This is a genomic window from Staphylococcus sp. FSL K6-0223, from assembly GCF_038008285.1.
The window spans coordinates 378,852-403,751 of record NZ_JBBOYX010000003.1 but is presented as its reverse complement, the minus strand read 5'-3'; the positions used below and the strand labels follow the sequence as shown (position 1 = coordinate 403,751).

At 33.3% G+C, this 24,900-nt stretch carries 24 protein-coding genes and 1 riboswitch; of the genes, 19 read left to right on the top strand and 5 right to left on the bottom strand.

Features of this window, described 5'->3' with window-relative positions; genetic code table 11:
* Positions 1 to 37: 37 nt before the first annotated feature.
* Positions 38 to 646 carry a DNA-3-methyladenine glycosylase gene (locus MHI13_RS19310; protein WP_002432906.1) on the bottom strand — a complete coding sequence of 203 codons (609 nt, stop codon included), beginning with the start codon at positions 644 to 646 and terminating at the stop codon, positions 38 to 40.
* Positions 647 to 850: 204 nt separating this feature from the next.
* On the opposite strand from MHI13_RS19310, the gene MHI13_RS19305 reads away from it, so the two are divergent.
* From MHI13_RS19305 to MHI13_RS19290, 4 genes are all read left to right on the top strand, one after another.
* The gene (locus MHI13_RS19305) at positions 851 to 1,444 is read left to right on the top strand and encodes a DUF805 domain-containing protein (RefSeq protein ID WP_002432520.1); all 594 of its coding nucleotides are present in this window, start codon (positions 851 to 853) and stop codon (positions 1,442 to 1,444) included.
* A 127-nt stretch (positions 1,445 to 1,571) separates the two neighbouring features.
* A complete protein-coding gene (locus MHI13_RS19300; RefSeq protein WP_002469691.1) occupies positions 1,572 to 1,769 on the top strand; it encodes a helix-turn-helix transcriptional regulator in 198 nt (65 codons plus the stop codon).
* Positions 1,762 to 2,040, top strand: coding sequence for a hypothetical protein (locus tag MHI13_RS19295; RefSeq protein ID WP_002469682.1), 279 nt, complete (start codon positions 1,762 to 1,764; stop codon positions 2,038 to 2,040). The genes MHI13_RS19300 and MHI13_RS19295 overlap by 8 nt, the downstream gene beginning before the upstream one ends.
* Complete coding sequence (locus MHI13_RS19290; protein ID WP_002469689.1) at positions 2,037 to 2,507, top strand: hypothetical protein; 471 nt, start codon at positions 2,037 to 2,039, stop codon at positions 2,505 to 2,507. Before MHI13_RS19295 ends, MHI13_RS19290 begins: the two co-directional genes overlap by 4 nt.
* Positions 2,508 to 2,551: 44 nt before the next feature.
* Here the strand turns inward: MHI13_RS19290 and MHI13_RS19285 are convergent, their stop codons facing one another.
* Positions 2,552 to 4,171: a ribulokinase gene (locus MHI13_RS19285; RefSeq protein WP_002469695.1), complete on the bottom strand. Its 1,620-nt coding sequence runs from the start codon at positions 4,169 to 4,171 to the stop codon at positions 2,552 to 2,554.
* Positions 4,172 to 4,364: 193 nt separating this feature from the next.
* On the opposite strand from MHI13_RS19285, the gene MHI13_RS19280 reads away from it, so the two are divergent.
* The 5 genes from MHI13_RS19280 (at position 4,365) to MHI13_RS19260 (ending at position 9,014) form a co-directional block, all read left to right on the top strand.
* Positions 4,365 to 5,264: an ABC transporter ATP-binding protein gene (locus MHI13_RS19280; protein ID WP_047796619.1), complete on the top strand. Its 900-nt coding sequence runs from the start codon at positions 4,365 to 4,367 to the stop codon at positions 5,262 to 5,264.
* Positions 5,257 to 6,492, top strand: a complete 1,236-nt coding sequence (locus MHI13_RS19275) for an ABC transporter permease (protein WP_002432299.1) — start codon at positions 5,257 to 5,259, stop codon at positions 6,490 to 6,492. Before MHI13_RS19280 ends, MHI13_RS19275 begins: the two co-directional genes overlap by 8 nt.
* 244 nt (positions 6,493 to 6,736) lie before the next feature.
* Positions 6,737 to 7,063, top strand: a complete 327-nt coding sequence (locus tag MHI13_RS19270; protein WP_002432587.1) for a YnfA family protein — start codon at positions 6,737 to 6,739, stop codon at positions 7,061 to 7,063.
* 29 nt (positions 7,064 to 7,092) lie between these two features.
* Positions 7,093 to 8,103 carry an aldose epimerase family protein gene (locus MHI13_RS19265; protein ID WP_002432689.1) on the top strand — a complete coding sequence of 337 codons (1,011 nt, stop codon included), beginning with the start codon at positions 7,093 to 7,095 and terminating at the stop codon, positions 8,101 to 8,103.
* A gap of 224 nt (positions 8,104 to 8,327) precedes the next feature.
* Positions 8,328 to 9,014 (top strand): ribose 5-phosphate isomerase A, encoded by a 687-nt coding sequence (locus MHI13_RS19260; RefSeq protein ID WP_002432473.1) that lies wholly within the window; start codon positions 8,328 to 8,330, stop codon positions 9,012 to 9,014.
* 168 nt (positions 9,015 to 9,182) lie between these two features.
* Here the strand turns inward: MHI13_RS19260 and MHI13_RS19255 are convergent, their stop codons facing one another.
* Entirely contained in the window at positions 9,183 to 10,259 is a 1,077-nt protein-coding gene (locus tag MHI13_RS19255) for a CPBP family intramembrane glutamic endopeptidase (RefSeq protein WP_049428334.1), read from the bottom strand.
* A 246-nt stretch (positions 10,260 to 10,505) separates the two neighbouring features.
* Here MHI13_RS19255 and hutG point away from each other — a divergent pair, with 246 nt between their 5' ends.
* Positions 10,506 to 11,441, top strand: coding sequence for a formimidoylglutamase (hutG, locus tag MHI13_RS19250; RefSeq protein WP_002432611.1), 936 nt, complete (start codon positions 10,506 to 10,508; stop codon positions 11,439 to 11,441).
* 119 nt (positions 11,442 to 11,560) lie between these two features.
* Here hutG and MHI13_RS19245 read toward each other — a convergent pair whose 3' ends face one another.
* Complete coding sequence (locus tag MHI13_RS19245) at positions 11,561 to 12,430, bottom strand: LysR family transcriptional regulator (RefSeq protein WP_002432524.1); 870 nt, start codon at positions 12,428 to 12,430, stop codon at positions 11,561 to 11,563.
* Between the two features lie 269 nt (positions 12,431 to 12,699).
* Between MHI13_RS19245 and hutU the strand changes: the two genes are divergently transcribed.
* The 8 genes from hutU (at position 12,700) to MHI13_RS19205 (ending at position 22,225) form a co-directional block, all read left to right on the top strand.
* Complete coding sequence (gene hutU, locus MHI13_RS19240; RefSeq protein ID WP_002432204.1) at positions 12,700 to 14,361, top strand: urocanate hydratase; 1,662 nt, start codon at positions 12,700 to 12,702, stop codon at positions 14,359 to 14,361.
* Positions 14,361 to 15,596 carry an imidazolonepropionase gene (hutI, locus tag MHI13_RS19235; protein ID WP_002432478.1) on the top strand — a complete coding sequence of 412 codons (1,236 nt, stop codon included), beginning with the start codon at positions 14,361 to 14,363 and terminating at the stop codon, positions 15,594 to 15,596. Before hutU ends, hutI begins: the two co-directional genes overlap by 1 nt.
* 227 nt (positions 15,597 to 15,823) lie before the next feature.
* Positions 15,824 to 17,002, top strand: a complete 1,179-nt coding sequence (locus MHI13_RS19230) for a SulP family inorganic anion transporter (protein ID WP_002432553.1) — start codon at positions 15,824 to 15,826, stop codon at positions 17,000 to 17,002.
* Positions 17,003 to 17,005: 3 nt separating this feature from the next.
* On the top strand, positions 17,006 to 18,127 hold the full coding sequence (locus MHI13_RS19225; protein WP_002432331.1) for an amidohydrolase: 1,122 nt from the start codon (positions 17,006 to 17,008) through the stop codon (positions 18,125 to 18,127).
* A 131-nt stretch (positions 18,128 to 18,258) separates the two neighbouring features.
* A complete protein-coding gene (locus MHI13_RS19220; RefSeq protein WP_002432897.1) occupies positions 18,259 to 19,140 on the top strand; it encodes an SDR family oxidoreductase in 882 nt (293 codons plus the stop codon).
* 189 nt (positions 19,141 to 19,329) lie between these two features.
* Positions 19,330 to 19,920, top strand: coding sequence for a hypothetical protein (locus tag MHI13_RS19215; protein ID WP_241497400.1), 591 nt, complete (start codon positions 19,330 to 19,332; stop codon positions 19,918 to 19,920).
* Between the two features lie 71 nt (positions 19,921 to 19,991).
* A riboswitch (SAM riboswitch) is annotated at positions 19,992 to 20,088 on the top strand.
* 195 nt (positions 20,089 to 20,283) lie between these two features.
* Positions 20,284 to 21,585, top strand: a complete 1,302-nt coding sequence (locus MHI13_RS19210; protein WP_002432627.1) for a Na+/H+ antiporter NhaC family protein — start codon at positions 20,284 to 20,286, stop codon at positions 21,583 to 21,585.
* Positions 21,586 to 21,712: 127 nt separating this feature from the next.
* On the top strand, positions 21,713 to 22,225 hold the full coding sequence (locus MHI13_RS19205; RefSeq protein WP_002432851.1) for an SRPBCC family protein: 513 nt from the start codon (positions 21,713 to 21,715) through the stop codon (positions 22,223 to 22,225).
* Positions 22,226 to 22,286: 61 nt separating this feature from the next.
* Here MHI13_RS19205 and MHI13_RS19200 read toward each other — a convergent pair whose 3' ends face one another.
* Entirely contained in the window at positions 22,287 to 23,048 is a 762-nt protein-coding gene (locus tag MHI13_RS19200; protein WP_002432676.1) for a MurR/RpiR family transcriptional regulator, read from the bottom strand.
* A gap of 212 nt (positions 23,049 to 23,260) precedes the next feature.
* Here MHI13_RS19200 and MHI13_RS19195 point away from each other — a divergent pair, with 212 nt between their 5' ends.
* On the top strand, positions 23,261 to 24,859 hold the full coding sequence (locus MHI13_RS19195) for an alpha-glucoside-specific PTS transporter subunit IIBC (RefSeq protein WP_002432526.1): 1,599 nt from the start codon (positions 23,261 to 23,263) through the stop codon (positions 24,857 to 24,859).
* Positions 24,860 to 24,900: the final 41 nt, after the last annotated feature.

Sequence of the window (24,900 nt, the reverse complement as noted above, 5' to 3'; positions counted from 1 at the left end):
AAGCGAGGATGCTCTTAACGAGTTCCTCGCTTTCTAATTATTTCCAAGTATGATCTGGGTTTTGAAAGTCTGATTTACGCATTCGTGATACATAGGGATTTCCTTTGACAGTATAACGTAAGGGTTTATCAGTCCATTCTCCTTTATTAGGGATGCCTATTCTTCCACTTTCAATTATTTCTTTAGGAAATTTTCTATTTTTAGTATCTATGGATAATCTGCAATCATTTAATGTTGAGCCATCGATAGCTCTTGGTATATTTAAAGCTTTAGTCCATTTACCTGGACCGTTAGTTATCTCATATCCAGTTTTTCCACGATTAGCTTTCATTGCTTCAATACCGTCTTCTGGTTCAATTGCACGGATGAGTACTCCTTCTGGAACACCCTCAGTGCGAGTAACAAAATTAATCAATAAATGAGTATGCATGACATGTGCGTATATAGTCCCACCATTTTTGTATAGTGAGGTGACTTTGGGAGTTTGCTTTCCACCATAACCATGTGCAGCCTTGTCTTTAAAACCTAAGTAGGCTTCAGTTTCTACAATGTAACCAGAATAATATTGGTATTCATCTTGATATATGATTTTAACCCCTAATAAATCTTTTGCTGTTTGAATCGTTTGTTTATTAATAAAGTCCACTGTGATCTCACCTTAGAAATTTATAATAAGAATTCTTTTTGACTTTTAAAATTGAGAATTAAATTTAATTATATATTTTGATTAAACATATGTTTTGATATACTCAAAATGCTAGTTACTTTCCAAGTTTACTCTTCTTAATTTATCAAAGAGTAAATAAATTTAAAACACTTTTACATAACAGAGCATAAAGGAGATTTGAATATGCGACAAAAAGCGAGATTTGGACAAGCGCTTAAATTATTTTGGTCTAACTATGTGAACTTCAAAGGACGCTCAAGACGTAGTGAATTTTGGTATGCTATGTTGTGGAATTTAATATTTATGATTCCTGGAATCATAGGACTATTTCTTGGGTATGTTTTTATTATTTCTGGTGCAATAAGTAATAAAGAAGGTAGTCTTCTCTTCGGTGGAGCGTGTCTTATTATAGGTGGTTTATGGTATCTAATCTATTCACTCGCAACATTAATTCCCAATTTAGCTATTTTAGTGCGTAGATTTCATGATTTGTCACTTTCAATGTTGATACCTATTTGTTTTATTGTTGCCAATTTTATCATATATATCATATCTAATATTATTGTGGAAAATCCTAATACGTCTGAAAATGGATATGCTTTAACTTTTATTATGATATTAAATATATTCATCTGGGCTTTCTCAATTTATGTTTTAGTGATGACATGTTTAAATAGTAAAAAAGAAACTAATAAGTATGGTCCAAGTACTAAATTTACAGATTTCAATCATAGTTTAGATGGCGAAAATCATAATCCATTAGATAAAGATGAATAATTTCAAATTTTAAGCGATCTCTTTATGAGGTCGTTTTTTTAGGTAAGGATGTCGTATATAATTGACTATTCATTGTTCATTTTATTATGATAAAAGTAATTATGATTGAGGAAAAGGGGCTGTAACATTGAATAGAGTAAAGCAATATAGAGCACATCAAAAAATATCGCAGCTTGCTTTAGCCCGAGCAGTAGGCGTTTCTCGACAAACGATTAATATGATAGAAAATGATAGATATAATCCATCTTTGAATTTATGTATAAACATCGCTAAAGAACTCAATGTCACATTGAACGATTTGTTTTGGGAGGATAAAAATGGTTAGCAAGCTATTTAATGTCAAAGACGAGTATCAACTAGAACAATTTAATCGCTTATTTGCTAAAATAAGTGCCCTTGTATCTATTTTAATGTTGGCTTTGTTATACTTTGAAGCTATTTTTGATGTTGAGAGGTCTTATTTATCACCTTATTTAATAGGTGTATTACTTTGTCTCATCGTATTAGCATGTATGTTAATGACAAATGGATATAGTGAAGAATCGAAAGAAATATATGTTAGAAATGAAGAAGAGAAAAAGTGGCTTAAAAAATGAGTTTAAAAAAACGTATGATAGCTTTCGGTCTTACTAGCATTTATTTACTTTTAGTAAATTTAATCATTGTGCCTTTAGTAACTAAGGGTCATATCGATAGGTTTCAATTATCGCTAATTACTCCATTTGTTGTACCATTTATAATTATGATATCAAGTGATAAAAGGATTAAAGTATCAAAGACACCTACCGCACCAGCTAAGGAAAAGCTGAATACCGCAGATAGGTTACTTAATTTAATCCCTCAATACAATTTTAGCGATGAGTATGAACGAATGAGAATAGAAATGGAATATGCCAAAAATTGTATATGGTTATTACCTGCATTATTAATCATATCCATTGTTGATATCATCATTTCAGGGGTTATGCACCATATGCCGTATGCACCTTTGATTACACTTCTTATAATTATCATTTTTATAGCCATTGCTTTATTCAAAGTACACAAGATAAAAAAAGCTTAAAATAATAGTGGTCAAAGTAAAATATCTACTTTGACCACTATTTATTATTTGTGTATATAAGATAAAGTTGGATGTTCACGTCCAAGAATATCATGAAGTTGACGATACTTATCAAAGAGTCTTTCATAAGCTTTCACTTTTTCGCTTTCAGGTTCTTTAACGTAATGAATAGGTTGCTTCATATGTTTTACAGCATCTTTAAGCGTCGAATAAGCACCACCAACATTTGCGCCTAACATAGCAGCGCCTAATGCTGTTGCGTTTGATGATTCAAGCACAACTACTTTTTTATTTAACACATTGGCGTAAATATCGACTAAGAGTTTACTTTTTTTAGGGATGCCACCAGAAGCATAAACAGTATGAACGGGAATATGATGATCTTCAAATTGATTCATTATCATTTTAGTACCGAAGGCAGTTGATTCTAAATATGCGCGATGAATCATTTCGAAAGGTGTTTGTAATGTTAAACCGAACACACTACCTGTAAGGTAACTATCACTTAGAATACTTCTATTACCATTGTGCCAATCAAGTACTATAATATGTTGATCTTCTACATTAATATTACTTGCTAACTCTTCCAAGTACTCAAGTAAGGGGACATCATTTTCAAGAGCAGTATCAGTAATTGACTTAGGTGCTAATTGTTCTGAGTAACTAAATAGATCACCAACTGCGGCTTGGCCTGCTTCATAGGCATATAAACCGGGTATAATAGCATCTTTTACTGAACCAGTAATTGCAGGAATAGGTTCTTGTTTAGGATCTAGCATAAGGTGGCAGGTACTCGTTCCAATTACAGCTGTGAATTCGCCTTGTTCAATGGCACCTGCTCCTAGAACGCCTGAATGTGCGTCAATCATGTATGGAGAAATTTGAACTTGAGAGGGAAGTCCCCACAATTCCTGATAATATTCAGCTAAAGTGCCTGCGCTTTCTCCAATATTAATTACTGGTGCTTCACATTTTTCTTTTACAATATTAGGTAAATCTTTGTCTACAGCTTCGAAAAACGCATAGTTAAAACCATTTTCTCTATCCCAAAAGCCTTTGAAACCTATACCGCAATTGGAACGTATATTTTTATATGTAAGTAAACTGGTAATGTAATCTCCAGCTTCCATAATATAATGAGTATGTTCTAACAATTCAGGAGCTTTATGTTTCATTTCAAGTATTTTCGGAATCATCCATTCACTATTAACGCTTGAACCATAATAATCAAGCCAGTTCTGATTCTCTTGTTGATTAACTTCAACCATTTGTGTTGCTTCATCTTGAGCCCCATGATGCTTCCATAATTTGACATATGCATGGGGATTACTTTTAAAATTATCATGTCTATGTAGAGGTTCGAAATGTTCATCTAAAAATACAATAGTACAACTTGTAAAATCTACACCAATTCCTATTACCTCATCTCTATTCACTTGACTTTCTTCTAATACATGCGTAACACCATTTTCAAGTATGTACTGATAATCATCAGCATTTTGTAAAAAATAATTACGCGGTAACGTTTCCCCGTATAGTGATTCAGCAATAGTACTGTGAGGATATGTTTCTTCATAACTTGAAATAATATCGCCATTGGATGTATCCACCAGAATTACTCGACCAGAAGCGGTGCCGTAATCAATTCCAATACTGTAGCTCATTTTACTAACCCCTTTATTTTATGAAGATCATCAACGTTAATTTAACGATGAATTGTTTGTGAATAATGATAGGGCTTTCAAAATTATTTGTAAAGTTTATTAATTTTATGAAGTTTACTTATATTATGTAATTAAATAATGTTATATTGAAAAAGAATTCAAAATAGAAATTTTAGTGTTAGGAGTAGAAACGATGGGATTGTTAATTGAACATGTCACCAAGAAATTTGGAGATTTTACAGCAGTAAATGATATTTCGCTAAGACTTGATAAGGGGAAAATGTTGGGATTCTTAGGGAGAAATGGTGCGGGAAAAACAACGACATTTCGCATGATTCTTGGCTTAAGTGAAACTACAACAGGCCATATTACATATGAGGGGAAAAATATTAACAAACATATGTATAACAAAGTTGGCTATTTGCCAGAAGAGCGTGGCCTACATCCCAAAATGACTGTAGAGGAAGAACTCACTTATCTTGCCACTTTAAAAGGTTTATCAAGTAGAGATATTCAACAACGTATTGATTATTGGTTAGAGCGATTTGCAATTACTGAGAATCGAAAGAAACGTATTCAATCTTTATCTAAAGGTAATCAACAAAAAATTCAATTACTTGCAAGTATGCTTCATGAGCCAGAATTACTTATTTTAGATGAACCTTTTAGTGGGCTAGATCCCGTTAATGTGGAATTACTTAAACGTGCAGTTAAAGATTTAAATGATAAAGGATCTACTATAATATATAGCTCACATCGAATGGAGCACGTTGAAGAACTATGTGATGACGTTTGTATTATTGATAAAGGACAACTTGTTGTTTCAGGAGATATACAGAAAGTTCGCTCTGAACATGGTAATAAATTAGTTATCGTCGAATCAGATCATCAGATAGATGGTCTTGATGATATACCAGGAATCTTGAAAAAGGAGCATCGTAAACATGATGTTCGTTTAACGATTGAAAATGAAGCGGTTGCGGAAAAGATTTATAATACTGTAATTAAACAAGGATACGTGAGACGTTTTCAAGTCTTAGAACCATCGCTTAATGATATATTTATCGATAAAGTAGGTGAACTACATGAGTAAATTTTGGTCAACATTCAAACTCACTTATATGAGTAAAATTAAATCAAAAGCATTTATTATATTTATGGCCATCGTTGTTGTGCTCATGGTTGGACTTTCAAACATAGATAAAATTATGGGGTTATTTGATCATGGTCCAGATAAAGTAGGTATAGTTACACAGAATGAACAAATATATAAAGTGTTAAAGCAACAAGGACATAGTCTTGAAAATGACGCGAAATTTAAAAAAGTAAGTAAAACCAAAGCAGAAAAGTTAGTTAAAAATGAAAAATTAGATAGAGCCTATATAGTCAATCAAAATAAAGATAATCAATTGTCAGGTACTATATTAAGTAAGGACAATGTTGATGTTGAAGATAAACAGCGGTTTACTGAAGTATTAACAACAATGCAATCTCATTTAGTTGCCTCAAAGCTTGACTTAAGCCAAAAAGAGTTAAAACAATTGCAATCGCAAAGTCATGTAGATAGTAAAATCATGTCTGATAAAGAAGATAGTCAATTAAATTCTGGCCAAAAAACGCTAAATTACATTTTGATTTACGCAACATTAATGCTAATATTTTTCATCATTTTCAACTTTGCAGGTCAAGTGGCAATGGAAATTGCTACGGAGAAAACATCACGGGTGATAGAAATGATAATTACAAGTGTTTCACCAGTTGTACATATACTTGCTAAAATTGCTGCAGTAATTGCTGTTGCTTTCACTCAAGTTATCATGATTATTCTTACGGCATTAATATGTATATTTGCATTTGATTTAAAGAAATTGTTCAAAAACTTTGATATACAAATGAATCACCTTGCATGGCAAATTATTGTTGTGAGCTTGCTATGTCTGATTGTAGGTATTTTCTCTTATGTGTTGCTTGCAGCTATTCTTGGATCGCTAGTCTCAAGAATTGAAGATATGAATCAAACTTTAATGCCATTAACATTATTAGCTATGATTGCATTTTACATCGCGATATTTAGTATCATGAAGCCAGATATGTTACTCACTAAGATTACAAGCTTTATACCATTTTTAGCACCGTTCGAATTATTAGTACGGTCTCAATCATCTGATCTAGACATATGGGAAATTATTGTCAGCATGGGGTTATCAGTGATTGTGATTATCTTATTATTATGGATAGCAGTAAAAACATATAAAGATTCTGTTCTCACATTTGAGAAAGGATTATTTAAATCTATACATCAACTCATTAAAAATAAATAACTCAGTAAAGCCAAGTATTTGAATTTTCATCAAATATTTGGCTTTTTATGTGGTTAACCTATGGAATAATAAAAGAAAAAGTGTAACAATATGTAAGTGAAAACATCGTCGTTAAATTAATGATAGATTTATAGAATTTAACATTGATACAATGTAACTTAACATATTAAATAAATTTCTTTTGAGTTTATCTACCTCTAAACAATAAAGAATGAGACTGTTTGATAGGGTGGTGCATTGTATCGTGTTTTATCCAGTATTTATTTTTATATTAGCAGGCCTTTGTGAAATTGGCGGAGGCTATTTAATATGGTTATGGTTAAGGGAAGGCCATACATATTGGCTAGGTTTAATGGGAGGCATCATACTCATACTTTACGGCGTGGTTGCAACGTTTCAATCATTTCCTACTTTTGGTAGAGTATATGCAGCTTATGGAGGCGTATTTATTATAATGAGCCTGTTTTGGGCTTATGTAGTAGATAAACAATCGCCAGATAAATATGATGTTATAGGCGCTATAATATGTATCATCGGTGTGCTTGTCATGTTATTACCTAGCAGAGCTTAATTTAACGTGGTTGAAAGGGAGATTATGTAATGATAGTTGAAGTTGAGCATCAAAGACATGATGTTGATTTAATTAAAATCGATAATGATGAAACAAAAATTGTATTCTCGAACTACGGTGCTAGAATTGTATCGTGGAAATATCATGACAATAACATTATTTTAGGGAATGTAGTAGAAGCGGATGAATTCTATTTTGAAAATCCATTTAACTTTGGTGCGACAATTGGTCGTTATGCAGGTAGGATTAAAGATGCATCATTTAAGTTAGATGGACATACATATGAATTAGAGAACAATGATAGCCCACATCATATTCATGGTGGTTCCAAAGGTCTGGATAAACGTATCTTTGATTATGAAATTATTGATGAAATTGGACAAATTAAAATTATATTCACTACAACAATTAAAGAAATGGAAGATCATTATCCTGGAGATATGACTATTAAGGTAACGCATACATATGATGCTGACCATCGATGGACTATACAATATGAAGCTGAATCAACGAAAAGGACATTATTCAACCCTACAAACCATGTATATTTTAATTTAAATCGTGATAATAATGTGGTTGATAATCATCGAATGTCCAGTTCATCGTTAAAGATGTATACACTTGATGATGAAAATATTGTGACAGGAGATGAGCCACTCAACTTTAGCCAAATATTTGAAGACGAACACATTCTCTTTAAAGATATATTTGATAGTACGAATCAAAAGCTTCAAGAACAAATGCAACGTTATAAAGGTTTAGATCATCCATTTGAAGTGGGTGACCAACAACTTGCTATAGATAATAAAGAGTTTGAACTTCTGATCGAAACGGACATGCCCAATATGGTTATATTTACATTTAACGAACCTCAAAATTGGGACAGCGATTTTAATATTTATAAATCTCATTCTGGTTTCACAGTAGAAACGCAACATATTCCTAATGACATTAATATGTATGGAGAAAAAGCACATTCAATTTTAAATGCTCATACACCATATTTTTCTAAAACAAGTTATCAAATCAACGAAAAGTAACTCATATCGGATACATTGCATAATAGCAATAGTATCCGATTTTTTAGTTTTAAAATTATTTATTATCTCAAAATATAAAGGTTGCTTCGGCAACACTTTCAAAAATTTAAAAATTGATGAAGTAATAATGTACAGACTTTTTTAAAAGTAATCGGGTATTCAAAAATAAACAAAGTCATGTAAAATAATATTAAGGATTAAAGAGAAAAGGAGACTTTCGGCTAATGAAAGACGTAAAAGAACTTAAACTTATGACATTAGATGATGTAACGAGCCAAATAAAAGATGGTATGACACTCGGAATCGGTACAGGAAGTACTATTGAGTTGTTAGTACCTAAAATTGCTGAGTTGATTCATCAACATCATTACGAAATTACAGGCGTGTGCACATCAAATAAAACTGCTTTTCTTGCCAAGGAGTTAGATATAAACATTGTTGAAGTCAACGACGTAAAAAAAATTGATCTTGCTATAGATGGTGCAGATGAAGTTGATCCAAATCTCAACCTTATTAAAGGTGGGGGCGGTGCACTGTTCAGAGAAAAAGTGATTGATGAAATGGCTGAAAAATTTGTTGTCATTGCCGATGAAAATAAAATCGTTGACTATTTAGGTCAAACGTTTGTTTTACCAGTTGAAGTTGATAAATTTAATTGGTATCAAGTTTCCAAAAAGATTGAGAGTATTAAGGGCGTAAAAGTGAATAGACGTGTGAATGAAGACGTTCCATTTACAACAGATAATGGAAATTATATATTAGATTGTAATTTACCAGAAGGCATTGATCCGTATGAAATGCATGAATTTTTGATTCATTTAACAGGAGTATTAGAAACAGGATATTTTCTCGATATGACTGATCAAGTGATTGTAGGTACCCAAAATGGCGTAAAAATCATGGATAAATAAATTGAGTTAAGATGATGAGATAAATTTTTGAAATGACTTACATAGGTGTATTGTCATTAATTCTGGTATCAAAATATGGTTTTGCAAATGAAATTTAGAATTTGAATAAACAAAATTAAAAGGCAACTTCTACTGAATTAATTTAGAAGTTGCCTTTAATATACTTAATTATTCTTTTTTAGTTGAATCACTCATGTCTTGTTCTTCAACTTGATTAATTTCTTTCTTTACATCGCTAACAACAGATGAATGACGATCTTCTGTATATTTAGCGCTGTCCTTTAAATCTGTATCACTAGTGTTTGAATGCTCTGAACTCGCTTCTGAATTATTATCTTCTTTATTAGCAACGCTATCATTTTCAAATTGATGATTTTTTGAATCATCATTTTTATGACTTTCAAAATCATCTTCTTCGGTGTGGTCTAAATAATTATTGGGTTGCACCTCATCTAAACTTTGTTTCGTTGTTTTGTAAGCAATGGCACGAATAATTAAACTGATAATGATAAACAATACGCCTACAATTGTAGTGGAAAGTGCAATCACTTTCATTGAGAAAAGATCACCAGTTTCTTCACTGAAAAGAAAAACTAAGGCAAATGTCATTGCTGCATGGAATATAGTCGCAATATAGATTGTACGTCCATGTGTTGCTCTGATTAATTCACCAATGATCATCGAGAACATAAATGTATATAAGAAATGGTAACCAGCATATTCAATACCATAAGTAGTGTTTGCGGTGAAGATTGAATAAATTACACCTACAATAATACTAGCAAAGAATGTGTTCATCTTAGATTCAAGAATACTTTGTAAGTATGAACGGAAACCAAATTCAGTAACAAACGCCATTAATAAATGGCCAATTAGAATTGTAATTAAAGATACTGATAAATCTGATGTTTGTAAAAGGATAAAACTGTCAGCAAAAGTATTGAAACAGAACATACCAATCATAAAAATGATAAGCGGTAAAATAAGTGCTAATAGGATACGTTCAATAACTTTTAGACTGAATGAAAATTTTAATCCGGCTAATTGTTCTTTTTTATACTTAAATACTAAAATACATACTAATGATGCAATAAATGGAGCTAAGTCTTTGATGTCAAAAACAAATCTTTTAACTCCAATGGACGCTTGGAAATCTCTAAGTATAATGGATAAGGCCATTGTAATAACAAAGAAGACAAAGACCATCATTGCCCATTGAAACCCAGAAATTCGAGAGTTTTTCATTTTTGTAACCTCCATTAGGTAACAGCCAAATTTCTTTTATTTACAATTATACATCTTACAAGCATATGTTTAAATTGTCTATTTTAATTATCATAAAAATGTAATAGTCCTGAAGTATTTTGTTAGATAATCGTAATTAATCAATTTTAATAGAGGGTATCACTTAACTACTAGCGTTGAATTCGATAACATCAATAGTTATACTTTAAATAGTTTATATAATAAATAAATTAAGGGGGAAATATCATGTATAGACTTGCGGAACCGGATTTATGGAAAGGTCGTTTAGATAGTGAAACAGATTTAAGACAATTTAGACATTTCCAAACTGTAAAATTTGGAGATTTAACTAAAGTTGAAAAGACTAATAACCCCAAAGGTGTAGGTATACTGGGATATGCTGTAGATAAAGGGGTTGAATTAAATAAAGGTCGTGTAGGTGCTAAAGAAGGACCTAATAAAATTAAACAAGCCTTTGCTGGTTTGCCAGATTTAAATCAATGTGAAGAGCTCATTGATTACGGTAATGTAGAACATGATCATGATTCACTTATAGATACGCAACAAGAGTATGCTGAGCTTGCAGCGAAATCAATTCAAAATCATAAACAAACTTTCTTACTTGGTGGTGGACATGATATTGCTTATGCACAATATTTAGCCACGCGTAAAGTTTATCCAAATGAGTCTATCGGTGTTATAAATATTGATGCGCATTTTGATACTCGTGACGAAGGTGAGTCTACGTCGGGTACTAGTTTTAGACAAATTCTAGATCAAGACGATAATGCTGATTACATGGTATTAGGTATTTCTCAAGGTGGTAATACTCAAGGTTTATTCGATTATGCTAAAGAGAAGAATGTTCAATATGTGTACGCAGATGAGTTGCTACACCAAGTTTCTCCCCCGATTAAAGATATGATTGAACATTTTATACATGATCATGATGTCATAATGTTTACTGTGTGTATGGACGTTGTAGACAGTGCATTTGCGCCTGGTGTGAGTGCACCTGCCGTTTTAGGTATCTATCCTCATACTGTATTTGAGCTAGCGAAACGTATTATTCCTAGTGAGAAAGTGGCTTCGATTAGTATAGCAGAGATGAATCCTGAGTATGATTTAGATAATCGTACTGCGAAACTTGTAGCAAACTTAGTTCATCATTTCTTAATTTAATACCTTTAAAAAATGGACTACCAATAGTGAAAAAATAAATATTCATGATATACAACAGCCCAATTAGCGTTGCAAAGATAATTTTAACGCTAATTGGGCTTTTTTTAATATAAGTTTATTTAAGTATCCCAATACGCTATACAAAGTTGTATTAAAGACATTACTTGTTCAGAATGCTTACGCTTATTTAAATAATTAATAAAAATCTTACGTCCTAAATTCGGGCGAATTTTAATACTATCCAAATCATTAGTAAAATTTGATTGATAATAAAAACGAGGTATCACTGCATAACCTAATCCTAAATGAACAAAGTTTGTTGCTGATTCAAAGCGATCGGCTTCTAAGACTATATTAGGGTGTTGATTCATACGATTGAAATAATCATCTAAATGGTCACGTACTTGTGAATTTTTGTTTGGCATTATTAATGGAAGATGCTCAATTGTAATCGTCTTCTGATTTGGAAATTCATCCTTAGGAGTAATTAACACATAAGGTTCCTTATACAATGGAATAGATGCGATATCTTCATGAGTGATTTCTTCATTCGTTAGTGCAAAATGAACATCAAAATTAAGCAATTTGTCTATAGATGAATGACGGTCATGTACTTCGTACATACGATATTGTTGATTAGGATAATCATTATGATGTTGTTTTATCACTTTACCCATCCATTGACTTGTGGATTCTAACATTCCCATTTTAATTCTAGGTTCAGATGTAATATTTAAGTCATACATTTTTTCAACTGTGGAACGATATTCCTGTACGATATGTGTCGCATGCTTATAAAATTGAATGCCTTTTTCAGTGATTTTAATGTCTTTAGTTGTACGCATAAATAAGTCATAACCTAAATCAGCTTCCATCTTTTTAATGGTTGCTGTTAGAGAAGGTTGGCTTATATGAAGAAAATTAGCCGCTTTAGTAAAACTATTATATTTAACTATAGCTAAAAAATATTCAAGTTGAATAATCTTCAAGTGTGACACCCCTATTTATAGTTTTAAGTTATAAATAATTAGTTTATTTATATTTGTTGTCTATATCTTAGTACATTATACTATAAATGTAAGATATTTAAAGCAGTCTAAATGTTTGGAATTTGAATTATTTGAATATTTAATTAATTTTCTAATGGCATTAAAGCTTCTTAATTAATATTCGTTTAGAAGGGGGTTTATTTTTCAAATAGGACTGCTGAGCTCATTTAAATAGGTTTGAATGATTATTCCAGATGGGAGAGATTAATATGAGAAAAATTCAAGCAAAAAAGGGTTTAGATATTGAGTGTAAAGGTTGGGAGCAAGAAGCGGTATTAAGAATGTTATATAACAACTTAGACCCAGAAGTTGCTGAACATCCTGAAGAATTAGTTGTTTACGGAGGTATTGGTAAGGCTGCTCGTAATTGGAAAGCGTTTGAAGCAATTGAAAACACTTTACGTGATCTTGAAGCAGATGAAACGATGTTAGTGCAATCTGGTAAACCAGTTGCCGTATTTAAAACGCATGAAGAAGCGCCACGTGTCTTAATATCAAACTCAGTTTTAGTTCCAGAATGGGCGAACTGGGATCACTTTAATGAACTAGATAAAAAAGGGTTAATCATGTATGGTCAAATGACCGCTGGAAGTTGGATTTATATAGGTTCACAAGGTATCGTTCAAGGAACTTATGAAACCTTCGCTGAATTAGCTAATCAAGAATATAAAAGTGATTTAACAGGAACAATTACTTTAACTGCAGGTTTAGGTGGTATGGGTGGGGCACAGCCACTTGCTGTAACTATGAATAACGGAGTCGCAATTTGTGTGGACGTTGATGAAACACGTGTTGATAAACGTGTAGAAACAAAATATTGTGATATTAAATCTACGGATTTAGATGAAGCTCTAAAAATGGCTCAAGAGGCAAAAGACAAAGGTGAAGCTCTATCAATTGGTTTAGTTGGTAATGCAGTGGATATTCATAAAGCAATTTTAGATAAAGGTTTCAAAATTGATATCATTACAGACCAAACGAGTGCGCATGACCCATTAAATGGTTACGTGCCACAAGGATATTCTGTTGAGGAAGCGAAGAAATTACGTCAAGAAGATCCAAAAAAATACGTAGAATTATCTGAAGCTTCAATGGCTAAGCACGTTGAGTTGATGTTGGAATTCCAAAAAAATGGTGCTGTAGCATTTGATTATGGTAATAATATTCGTCAAGTTGCATACAATAATGGTGTTGAAAATGCTTTCGACTTTCCAGGATTCGTTCCAGCATATATCCGTCCACTCTTCTGTGAAGGTAAAGGACCTTTCCGATTCGCAGCATTAAGTGGTGATCCTAAAGATATCGAACGTGCTGATGAAGAAATGAGAAGATTATTCCCAGATAATGAAAAATTATTAAGATGGTTAGATTTAGCTGAAGAAAAAATTTCGTATCAAGGTTTACCATCAAGAATTGCATGGCTAGGTTATGGTGAACGTGCAAAAATGGGTCTAGCTTTAAACAAGCTTGTACGTGATGGAGAAATTTCAGCACCCATCGTTATAGGGCGTGACCATTTAGACTCTGGTTCAGTAGCAAGTCCTAACCGCGAAACTGAAGGTATGCAAGATGGCAGTGATGCAGTTGGTGATTGGGCTGTGCTCAACGCATTGATTAATACTGCAGCTGGTGGTTCTTGGATTTCATTCCATCATGGTGGCGGTGTAGGTATGGGTTATTCATTACACGCTGGCATGGTAGTAGTAGCAGATGGTTCAGAACGTGCTGATAGAAGATTAGGACGAGTTTTAACTACAGATCCGGGTATGGGAGTAGCGAGACACGTTGATGCAGGATATGACATCGCTATTAAAACGGCTAAAGATAAAGGTGTCCAAATTCCAATGATTGATGAAGCAGGTGATAAATAATGAATGATTTAATAATCCAAAATATTCAAGAATTAATTTTACCTAAATCTACTGACAAACCTTTAAAAGGGAGAGAGTTGGACGAATTAGAAGTTGTAGAGAATGGTACAGTTGTAATTAAAGATGGGAAAGTGGTTTACTCTGGACCTCATACAGATGACTATGAGGCTAAAGAGGTCATTGATGCTAGTGGTAGAGTGGTATCTCCTGCACTTGTAGATGCGCATACACACCTCATTTTTGGTGGCTCACGTGAACATGAAATGTCATTAAAACGCCAAGGGAAATCCTATTTAGAAATATTGGAATCTGGTGGAGGTATTCTTTCAACTGTAAAGTCTACTCGAGAAATTAATGAGGAAGATCTTTTCAAAAAAGCAGAGCATGATTTACTTACAATGATTAAACATGGTGTGTTAACAGTAGAAAGTAAAAGTGGCTATGGTTTAGATAAAGAAAATGAATTAAAACAGTTAAGAGTATCGAATCGTTTAGCTGAAAAATATAACCTAAACATGAAACACACTTTCTTAGGGCCGCATGCAGTGCCTGAAGAAGCTGAATCTAATGAAGCGTTCTTAGAAGAAATGATTGAATTATTACCAGAAGTTAAAGAATATGCAGATTTTGCTGATATTTTTTGTGAAACTGGTGTATTCTCGGTTGAAGAATCTAAGCGATATATGGAAAAGGCTAAAGAAGCTGGATTTAAAGTTAAAATTCACGCTGATGAAATTGATCCATTAGGCGGATTAGAGTTGGCTATTGATGAAGGTGCAATTTCAGCTGACCATTTAGTTGCCTCTAGTGAAGAAGGTAAAGCTAAACTTAAAAATAGTGATACTGTGGCAGTATTATTACCTGCTACAACATTTTACTTAGATAAAAATGACTACGCTGATGCACGTGGTATGTTGAATAATGGTGGTGCGATTGCAGTAGCAACTGACTACAATCCAGGTAGTAGCGTAACAAATAATTTACAACTTGCGATGGCGATTGCTGCATTGAAATTAAAATTATCACCAAATGAAGTTTGGAATGCCGTGACAGTAAACGCAGCTAAAGCAATTGATGCTGATGCAGGTACGATTAATCAAGGGGACCAAGCAAATATTGTAATTTGGGATGCGCCAAACCATGAGTATATCCCATATCATTTCGGTATTAATCACGCTCAAAAAGTGATTAAAGATGGTAAAGTTATCGTGGATAATGAATTTAAGTTAGATTAAAGTAAATCAGTTACTTGTAAATGAGCTAGGCGGTTATGTTATCAATAAGAGTTAAAGCGTTCGTTTATAGTCTTTAGCGAGTCCTTTGAGGGCTCGCCTTTTTATATTTAAACGAGAGGTTTATAATATAGTGAAAAAGTGAAAATAAAGATTATACTTATATCGATATGAGAGGTTTAATAGTTTGAAATGAAGCCTCTAAAGCTTAGCAAAAAGGGGATGTATTAATGACCGAGTTGCATAAAATTGCTTATATAGAGGAATGGAAAGGTCATTATGGTCAAAATATTTTAGCAGGTATACTCATGGCATTAGCACTATTACCAGTAGCTATTGCTTTTTCTTTTATAGTACATATTAAGCCAACGTTAGGACTGATGAGTTGTGGTTTAATGATGTGTCTCATTTCTTTGTTCGGTAAAAGGTTAGCAATGGTTTCAGGACCAAGTAGTGGTATTTCTATCATAGGTGGGCCTTTAGTAGAACAATATGGGGTTCATTATTTGGCTCTTGCAACCATACTCATGGGAATGATTTTATTTATATATGGTTTATGCCATATTGATAAAATATTAAAACTCATACCTAATACTGTTGTGATAGGGTTTATGAACGCCTTGGGACTTCTATTATTGTGGACACAAATGAAGTATATATTTGGTATCTCAATAGCAACTTATGTGGTAAGTGCACTCACTTTTATAATTATTTTTATTTCATCTAGAACAATTAAAGTAATTCCGGCACCGCTGATTACTATTATCGTATTAACATTTGCGACATGGCTTATTCATCCGAATTTGCAATACGTACATGATATGGCGGATATACACTTTTCAATGCCATCGATTCATATACCTCAAGAAATGTTTGAACTGAGTGCTTTCTTCATTGCTTTAAAATATGCTTTCACAATGTCCGTTATTTCAGTAATCCAAACCAACTTAACAAATGATATGATGAATATGATTTCACAACATCCAACTAATAAAGACAGAGAGATTGTAGGACAAGGGTTATCAAATATTATCGTTGGTTTATTCGGAGGATATGGTTCAAGCGGTTTAGTTGGACAATCGAAATTTAATTATCGTATGGGAGCAAGAACACGAGTAGCGACGCTCACTACCGGTATTTTCTTATTATTATGTGTGTTCGTCTTAGGACAACTTGTTGGTTTAATACCAATGGTGGTACTCGCTTCGGTACTCATTACTATTTCTTTTAATACCTTTGATAGACGCACTTTTCAACATATTAAAGGTGCACCAGTTAAACGTGGATTGGTTATGGGATTAACGATGATTTTAATTTTAATTACTAATAATTTAGCTATTGGTGTTATTGCAGGCACGTTATTTTACTACATTTTACGCTTATTTTTTAAAAAAGAAGGGACTGAATAGCTTATGCCAAATTATTCAGATTATGTTAATTGGAGACGTACATTTCATCAATTCCCAGAGCTTTCCGATAAAGAGTATGAAACTACAAAGCGACTTAAACGTATACTTGAAAGTTTTGATATAACCATTTTAGATGTACCTTTAGAAACGGGTTTAGTGGCTGAAATAGGTAGAGGTGAACCGGTGATTGCAGTAAGAACTGATATTGATGCATTACCGATAAACGAACAAGTTGTGCACGAGTTTACATCTACAAATGAAGGAGTAATGCATGCATGTGGTCATGATATCCATATGGCAAGTATTTTAGGCGTAGCAACTCAACTTAAAGAGCTTGAAAACGAATTAAGTGGACGAGTGAGAATATTGTTTCAAGCTTCTGAAGAATTAGGTCATGGTGCAATTAGGTTAAGTGAAACTGGAGTACTTAAAAACGTTAAAGCAGTCTTAGGTTTTCATAATTATCCTTCACTAGACATTGGTGAATTCGCGATTAAAAGTGGTGTAATCACTTCCGCTGTAGATCGTTTTGAGTTTCATATTCAAGGAAAAGGTGCTCATGCATCGAAACCAGAACAAGGAAATGATCCGGTCATTGTAGTAGGTCAACTGATTAACAGCCTACAATCTATTGTGAGTCGTAATTTATCAGCATTTGATAGTGCGGTCGTTACGATAGGGGAAGTGTCATGTGGGAATACATGGAATGTCATCGCTGATCAAGCTTATATTCAAGGTACTGTTCGTTCATTTGATTCTAAAAAACGTCAACTTATAAAGCAACGTATGAAAGAAATTTCAGATGGGTTATCTCAAGCATTTAATGTAGATATTAAATTCGAATATACACAATTACCGGGTGCTGTCGTAAATGATGAAACACTTACCCAACAAGCAATTGAAGCAGCTAAGGAAGTAGGTTACAACGTTCAAATGATGGAAGAACCACTAACGATTGGTGAAGATTTCTCAGGTTATACGAAAGATTATCCTGGTGTCTTTGCTATCATTGGCTCAAATAGTAAATATGATTTGCATCATCCTAAATATGACCCAGATGAACGTATTTTAGAGAAAGTGCCAACGTATTTTGTAACGCTCGTTAAAAAGTTATTGAATGGTTAATCTATACGGCAATAGTTGCCGTGTAGCTATTTAAAGTGCTATTGAATTCATTTTCAGAGATAAAATGATGATTAAAATATGCTTTATGATGGGTAAATAATATTAAATCTTAAATATGGAGATGATGAATGATGTCAGCACAAGATCCTAGAAATAAATTTAAAACGTCTGATTATGAACAACAAGAACAAGAGTTACCAGGTCTACAATCGAAAATGACACCTCAACCTGATTGTGGTGAAACATCTTACAAAGGTCATGAAAGATTAAAAGGCTATAAGATGTTAGTGACTGGAGGAGATTCAGCAATTGGACGTGCAGCTGCAATCGCTTATGCAAAAGAAGGTGCAGATGTGGCTATTAACTATTTGCCGAGTGAAGAAGAAGACGCACAAGAAGTAAAACAAGTGATTGAGGATGCTGGTCAGAAAGCTATTCTTATTCCTGGGGATTTAAGGGATGAACAGTTTAACTATGATATGGTAGAAACGGCTTATAATGAGTTAGGCGGTTTAGATAATGTAACGTTAGTTGCCGGCCATCAACAATATCATGATGATATTCACGGATTTAATACTGAAGCTTTCGCAGAGACGTTTGAAACGAATGTATATCCAGTATTCTGGACAGTTCAAAAAGCGTTAGAATATTTAAAACCTGGCGCATCAATTACGACGACGTCTTCCGTTCAAGGATATAATCCGAGTCCAATTTTACATGATTACGCAGCTTCTAAAGCAGCAATTATTTCATTAACGAAAAGTTTCTCTGAAGAACTTGGTGCGAAAGGTATTCGAGTGAATTGTGTTGCTCCTGGGCCATTCTGGTCACCGCTTCAAATTACTGGAGGTCAACCTCAAAGTGCAATTCCTACATTTGGACAACAAACGCCACTGGGTCGTGCCGGTCAACCAGTTGAATTATCAGGTACTTACGTTTTACTTGCTTCAGAAGATTCAAGTTATACTACTGGCCAAGTCTTTGGTGTAACAGGTGGTACGCAAATCGACTAACAATTGATTTACTTTTAATAGACAAATTATATATTGATTATTTTAAGGTGATGGGGACTCGACTGAGTTCCCATTTTTTAGTGTGAGAGTAGAAAGTTTGCACCATATTAAATGGTGATTTGATAATAGTTGAAGCTTTCATGTAAGATGTATGTGATTGGTGAAATATAGAATAAAGGTGATTATAAAATGAAGAATTTTTTAATCAGATGGTTACCTAATATCTTAATTGCTTTAGCTTTACCGTCACTAATATTGTGCCATCATAATCTAATAGTAATATTAGCTATAGCTGTGATTATTTGTACATATATTTCTGCAGTTAATGTTTATTTAGTTAACGAGAATGTAAAAAAAGGTATAACTTGGTTTAATCCTATGATTGATTATATTTTAGCAATTGTTTCTGCACTTGCTTATTTTGGAATGTTCAGTTGGATTATTACACAACCTTTTTCAAATGTTACGATGCTACTAATCATTATTTGTTCTGGAAGTATTGCTTACGTCCTTGAAGTGAAGCTTAAAATTAGTGAAGCAAAAAATGGTAAATTTCTTCATGGCGACGAAATGAGTGAATATAAAATTGTATCGGTTAGAACTGAAAAAATTTTCAAAAGGGTATCTTTATGTTTAACAATTATAAGCATTTTACTCATATTTATAAGTCTTTATTTGAAATGGTGGATTGTTTTTGGTGTAGCTATTGTATTATTAATTGTTGTTGCTTTAGCAATCACGATTTATGAGAAATTTTTCACTACACAGATTGAAGAATAATTTTAAAATACAATAAACTTTATGTATTGACGTGTCTATAATTATCTTGTAACGTTAGACACAATTCGAATAACTTATCGAGAGAAGTGGAGGGACTGGCCCTAGGAAGCTTCGGCAACATTTTATCATGTGCCAATTCCAGTAACCGCTAAGGTTAGAAGATAAGCTGAAATGCTATGCCAACAGAGTATAAATGGTGAAATAACATATCTTTTAATCACTTGTTGGCATGAGTTGACTCTATTGATACACACTTGGGTTAGTTTACAAATAAAGTCACTTGCCGGAGCGGAATGAAGAAATGATTCATTGAGAATGAAATTTCTGTTTCGCTCCTATTTTTATGGAAAGTAGGTCAAATTTATGGAGAAAGTAAAGAAAGGTAACGCGTGGGCCCTGCTCCCATTACTCCTATTTGTATTACTCTTTTTAGGTGTAGGAATTATTTCAGGAGATTTTACAACTATGCCTTTAAATGTTGCAATTACAATTACAGTAATCGTTGCCTTACTTATGAATAGAAAAGAATCTTTTGCCAAGAAGGTAGAAGTATTTACTAAAGGTGCTGGACATTCGAACATTATCTTGATGATGTTAATTTTTATCTTGGCAGGTGCGTTTTCAACTACTGCTGAAAAAATGGGTGGTGTTACATCAACTGTTAATTTAGGTTTATCATTGATTCCTCAAAATTTAATCATTGTAGGCCTATTTGTTATTTGTATGTTCGTGTCTATTTCGATGGGGACATCAGTTGGGACTGTTGCAGCGATAGCCCCAGTAGGATTTGGATTCGCACAAGCAACACATGTGCCCGCAGCTTTAGCTATGGCTACGGTAGTCGGTGGTGCAATGTTTGGTGATAATCTGTCAATGATTTCGGACACTACCATTGCTGCAGTAAGAACTCAAAAGACTAAGATGAATGACAAGTTTAGAGTTAATTTTAAAATCGTTTTACCAGGTGCTATTTTAACGATTATAATTTTATTTTTCTTAACGAATGGTATTTCAATCGATCATGCCAAAAGTTATGATTATAACTTAATTAAAGTTATTCCATATTTATTAGTACTGATACTCGCACTTGTAGGGGTAAACGTCATCATTGTACTCATTGGTGGCACAGCCTTAGCAGGTTTAATAGGATTGATTGATGGTTCCTTTGGTTGGAAAGGACTTCTCAGTGCCGTATCTAAAGGTATAATTGGAATGGAAGATATTGCAATGATAGCATTACTGATTGGTGGCCTTGTAGGTATCATTCAACATAATGGTGGCATAGATTGGTTACTACAGTTTGTACGTGCTAGAGTTAAATCTAAACGCGGTGCAGAATTAGGTATTGCCAGTTTAGTAAGTGCCGCGGATATATCTACTGCTAATAATACAATTTCTATTATTATGGCAGGACCTTTAGCCAAGAATATTGCTGATGAGTATGATGTCGATCCGCGTAAGTCAGCTAGTATATTAGATATATTCGGAGGATGTTTCCAAGGGTTACTCCCATATAGTCCTCAAGTTATTTCAGCAGCTGGTGTTGCTGGTATTTCTCCATTCTTACTTGTTCCATATAGTATCTATCCAATTTTATTAGGAATCTGTGGTTTAGTGGCTATTATTTTGAGAGTCCCTCGTTTAAAAGATAAACCTCAAAAATAAATATAAATTAAAAGGAAGCTACTCAATTAGATTTTAGCTTCCTTTTAACTTTTTCAGAGCTTTCAGAGTTTGTGACATAGCTTAAATACGTTAAAATAGAAATAAGAGTGAAAGTAGGTGAAAGAGAGTGGCAAAATATAATGTAGAGAATGAACACGTAGAAATCGACATCGAACGTTTACTAAAATTTACTCCAGAAGTTGTTTATGAAGCATGGACAAAAGTGGAGATTCTTAAACAATGGTTCATGACAACACCACGTACAAATAAGACTTTTGAAGCGGATGTCCAAGAAGGCGGTACATATCGTATAGTAGATAGTAGAAATGGGAAGCAAAATGTTATCGAAGGTAAATACGAAGAGCTTGTAATGGATGAATACATTAAAATGACAATAGGTATGCCTGGTTTAAGCGCCGAAGAGGATGTCATAGAAGTAGAATTCTTTGAACGTGAAAATGGTGGTACTCAAATGTTGTTTTACTACCGCTCATTAGTTGAAAAGGAAAGACGTTTAACTGCGTTGGAGTACAAACAGAAGAAGAAAGAATATCATGATTCAACTGCGCATGGTTTTGAATTAATGATTGATCAAATGCAACATATATTAGAAGAACTAGAAGAACAACAGCATAATTAAAAACAATCGCAAGCATTAAATGAGTAGCCCCTAGGTGTTACAAATAATGCTTGCGTTTTATTTATAATAATTCATTTTTTTCTTTACGTTCATTATATTTTCTTAAAAGTGTTTCAAAAAAGATATGGTAACTAATAAAGCTTGAATAATCGGTACCGTCATTTAAATAAAATGTATTACTTGATACATATATATTATAGTTTGCTTGTTGAGCGAGTGAGTTATCTTTCATCGTTGTTACTGAGATAAAATATTTCTGTCTTAATTGAAGAAGCTGTGTAACTTCGGTCAATTGATATGTTTCGCCAGATAATGAAATAATAAAGAATAAATCCTCTGGAACAGTTTTATTTAACACCATTTTTAATTCATGAACATCATGTAGGATTATAATGTTTTTATGCATTGTAAGTAAAATACGTTGTGCTTCTTCAGCCACATTCATTTGAGCGCGTCCTGTTCCGTAAAGATAAATCGTAGTGGCTTCATGCATTTTATTCGTTAATAATTGATAATCAATGCGATCTAAATAACTAAAGGTATTTGCTATTTCTTGTTTAAATTGTTCCATTGAATCAGAAGGAAGCTGATTCTTTTTTTCATTTTCAAATTTCAAAAATGATTTAAAATCACTGTAGCCATCAAATCCTAGTTTACGTGTAAAACGGTGGATAGTGGCATTTGATGCATGCGTATGTACAGCTAAATCTTGAATTTTCATATTTTTACATTCTTCTATATGTGTATTAACATAACTTGCGATTTGTATATCATTATCATTCAATTTATCGAAATGAGTGTTCACACGTTCATCTAGTATCATTTAAGCACCTCATTATTTTGTATGAAAAAATTTCCGTTCAATGAAAATATAATCTGATTATACAAAATAGTTTCAAAATGCGTCAACGTCGTTGTTATTATGTAAGCGTTTACTATATATTGAAATTAACTTATTTAGAGATACTAACACTTACTAATAAACATATAAGTAAATGATAGTGAGAAATAGATTGGGATGTGGAGGTTTTAATTATGAATGCTATCAAACGATTCGGTAGTGCGATGATCGTGCCAGTGTTGATGTTTGCTTTCTTTGGTATCGTACTTGGGTTTGCGACACTTTTCAAAAATCCAACAATCATGGGTGGTTTAGCGGATCAGCATACATTCTGGTTCAAATTCTGGTCAGTGATAGAGTCAGGCGGATGGGTCATCTTTAATCACATGGAAATCGTCTTTGTTGTGGGTTTACCTCTATCTCTAGCTAAAAAAGCACCAGGGCATGCAGCATTAGCCGCGTTGATGGGTTATTTAATGTTTAACACATTTATTAACGCGATTCTAACGCAATGGCCTCATACTTTTGGTGCTAACTTAAAAAAAGGCGTAGAAAACGTCACTGGATTAAAAGCTATAGCAGGGATAGAAACGTTAGATACAAATATTTTAGGGGCTATTATTATTTCAGGGATTATTACATGGATACATAATCGATACTATAGTAAAAGACTGCCAGAAATGTTAGGGGTTTTCCAAGGCCTCACATTTGTAGTTACCATTTCATTCTTTGTAATGTTACCTATTGCAGCAATAACATGTGTGGTTTGGCCAACAATTCAACATGGAATTGCATCAATTCAGCATTTTATCATTGCTTCTGGATACGTTGGCGTGTGGTTATACCATTTCTTAGAACGCGTATTAATCCCTACAGGATTACATCACTTTATATACGCGCCAATTGAGGTAGGACCTGTGGTAGTAAATCACGGTTTAAAAGCAGAATGGTTACAGCATTTGAATCAATTTGCTGAAAGTAGTAAACCTTTAAAAGAACAATTCCATTATGGATTTATGTTACAAGGCAATGGTAAAGTATTTGGATGTTTAGGAATTGCGCTTGCAATGTACTCGACAACACCGAAAGAAAATCGTAAGAAAGTGGCAGCACTACTCATACCTGCAACGCTAACAGCGGTTGTTGCTGGTATTACTGAACCTCTTGAATTTACATTCTTATTTATTGCACCATATTTATTTGTGATCCATGCTATCTTGGCAGCTACAATGGATACTTTAATGTATGCTTTTGGTGTTGTAGGTAATATGGGAGGCGGTGTGCTAGATTTCTTAGCTACAAACTGGATCCCGTTAGGTAAAGATCACTGGATGACATATGTTGCTCAAGTAGTGATTGGTTTTATATTTGTGGGAATCTACTTCTTCCTATTTAGATTTTTAATTCTTAAATTTGATATACCACTTCCAGGTCGAAAAAAAGGAACAGAAGAAGTAAAACTATTTTCTAAACAAGATTATAAAGATAAGAAAGGTGGCACTGCTTCATCAGAACAACCAAAATCAACTGGGAATGAATATGATGACAAAGCAGCTTACTATTTAAAAGGCCTAGGTGGTAAAGAGAATATTAAAGACGTAACAAATTGTACAACTCGCCTACGTTTAACAGTGAATGATGAAAGTAAAGTTCAAGATAGTAGTTATTTTACACATAATCAAATGGCTCACGGTTTAGTGAAAAGTGGTAAAAGTGTGCAAGTTGTAGTCGGTATGTCTGTACCTCAAGTACGAGAAGCGTTTGAACATTTAGTTTACGAGGAAGAAAAGTAATTAAATATCACAATAAGCGTCTCAAGGAGAAAGAATTATAT

Excerpts from the sequence above, each read along its gene's own strand:
- MHI13_RS19305 (WP_002432520.1), top strand. The coding sequence starts at position 851 with ATGCGACAAAAAGCGAGATTTGGACAAGCGCTTAAATTATTTTGGTCT.
- MHI13_RS19295 (WP_002469682.1), top strand. The coding sequence starts at position 1,762 with ATGGTTAGCAAGCTATTTAATGTCAAAGACGAGTATCAACTAGAACAA.
- MHI13_RS19290 (WP_002469689.1), top strand. The coding sequence starts at position 2,037 with ATGAGTTTAAAAAAACGTATGATAGCTTTCGGTCTTACTAGCATTTAT.
- MHI13_RS19285 (WP_002469695.1), bottom strand. The coding sequence starts at position 4,171 with ATGAGCTACAGTATTGGAATTGATTACGGCACCGCTTCTGGTCGAGTA.
- MHI13_RS19280 (WP_047796619.1), top strand. The coding sequence starts at position 4,365 with ATGGGATTGTTAATTGAACATGTCACCAAGAAATTTGGAGATTTTACA.
- MHI13_RS19275 (WP_002432299.1), top strand. The coding sequence starts at position 5,257 with ATGAGTAAATTTTGGTCAACATTCAAACTCACTTATATGAGTAAAATT.
- MHI13_RS19265 (WP_002432689.1), top strand. The coding sequence starts at position 7,093 with ATGATAGTTGAAGTTGAGCATCAAAGACATGATGTTGATTTAATTAAA.
- MHI13_RS19260 (WP_002432473.1), top strand. The coding sequence starts at position 8,328 with ATGAAAGACGTAAAAGAACTTAAACTTATGACATTAGATGATGTAACG.
- MHI13_RS19255 (WP_049428334.1), bottom strand. The coding sequence starts at position 10,259 with ATGAAAAACTCTCGAATTTCTGGGTTTCAATGGGCAATGATGGTCTTT.
- hutG (WP_002432611.1), top strand. The coding sequence starts at position 10,506 with ATGTATAGACTTGCGGAACCGGATTTATGGAAAGGTCGTTTAGATAGT.
- hutU (WP_002432204.1), top strand. The coding sequence starts at position 12,700 with ATGAGAAAAATTCAAGCAAAAAAGGGTTTAGATATTGAGTGTAAAGGT.
- hutI (WP_002432478.1), top strand. The coding sequence starts at position 14,361 with ATGAATGATTTAATAATCCAAAATATTCAAGAATTAATTTTACCTAAA.
- MHI13_RS19230 (WP_002432553.1), top strand. The coding sequence starts at position 15,824 with ATGACCGAGTTGCATAAAATTGCTTATATAGAGGAATGGAAAGGTCAT.
- MHI13_RS19225 (WP_002432331.1), top strand. The coding sequence starts at position 17,006 with ATGCCAAATTATTCAGATTATGTTAATTGGAGACGTACATTTCATCAA.
- MHI13_RS19220 (WP_002432897.1), top strand. The coding sequence starts at position 18,259 with ATGTCAGCACAAGATCCTAGAAATAAATTTAAAACGTCTGATTATGAA.
- MHI13_RS19215 (WP_241497400.1), top strand. The coding sequence starts at position 19,330 with ATGAAGAATTTTTTAATCAGATGGTTACCTAATATCTTAATTGCTTTA.
- MHI13_RS19210 (WP_002432627.1), top strand. The coding sequence starts at position 20,284 with ATGGAGAAAGTAAAGAAAGGTAACGCGTGGGCCCTGCTCCCATTACTC.
- MHI13_RS19200 (WP_002432676.1), bottom strand. The coding sequence starts at position 23,048 with ATGATACTAGATGAACGTGTGAACACTCATTTCGATAAATTGAATGAT.
- MHI13_RS19195 (WP_002432526.1), top strand. The coding sequence starts at position 23,261 with ATGAATGCTATCAAACGATTCGGTAGTGCGATGATCGTGCCAGTGTTG.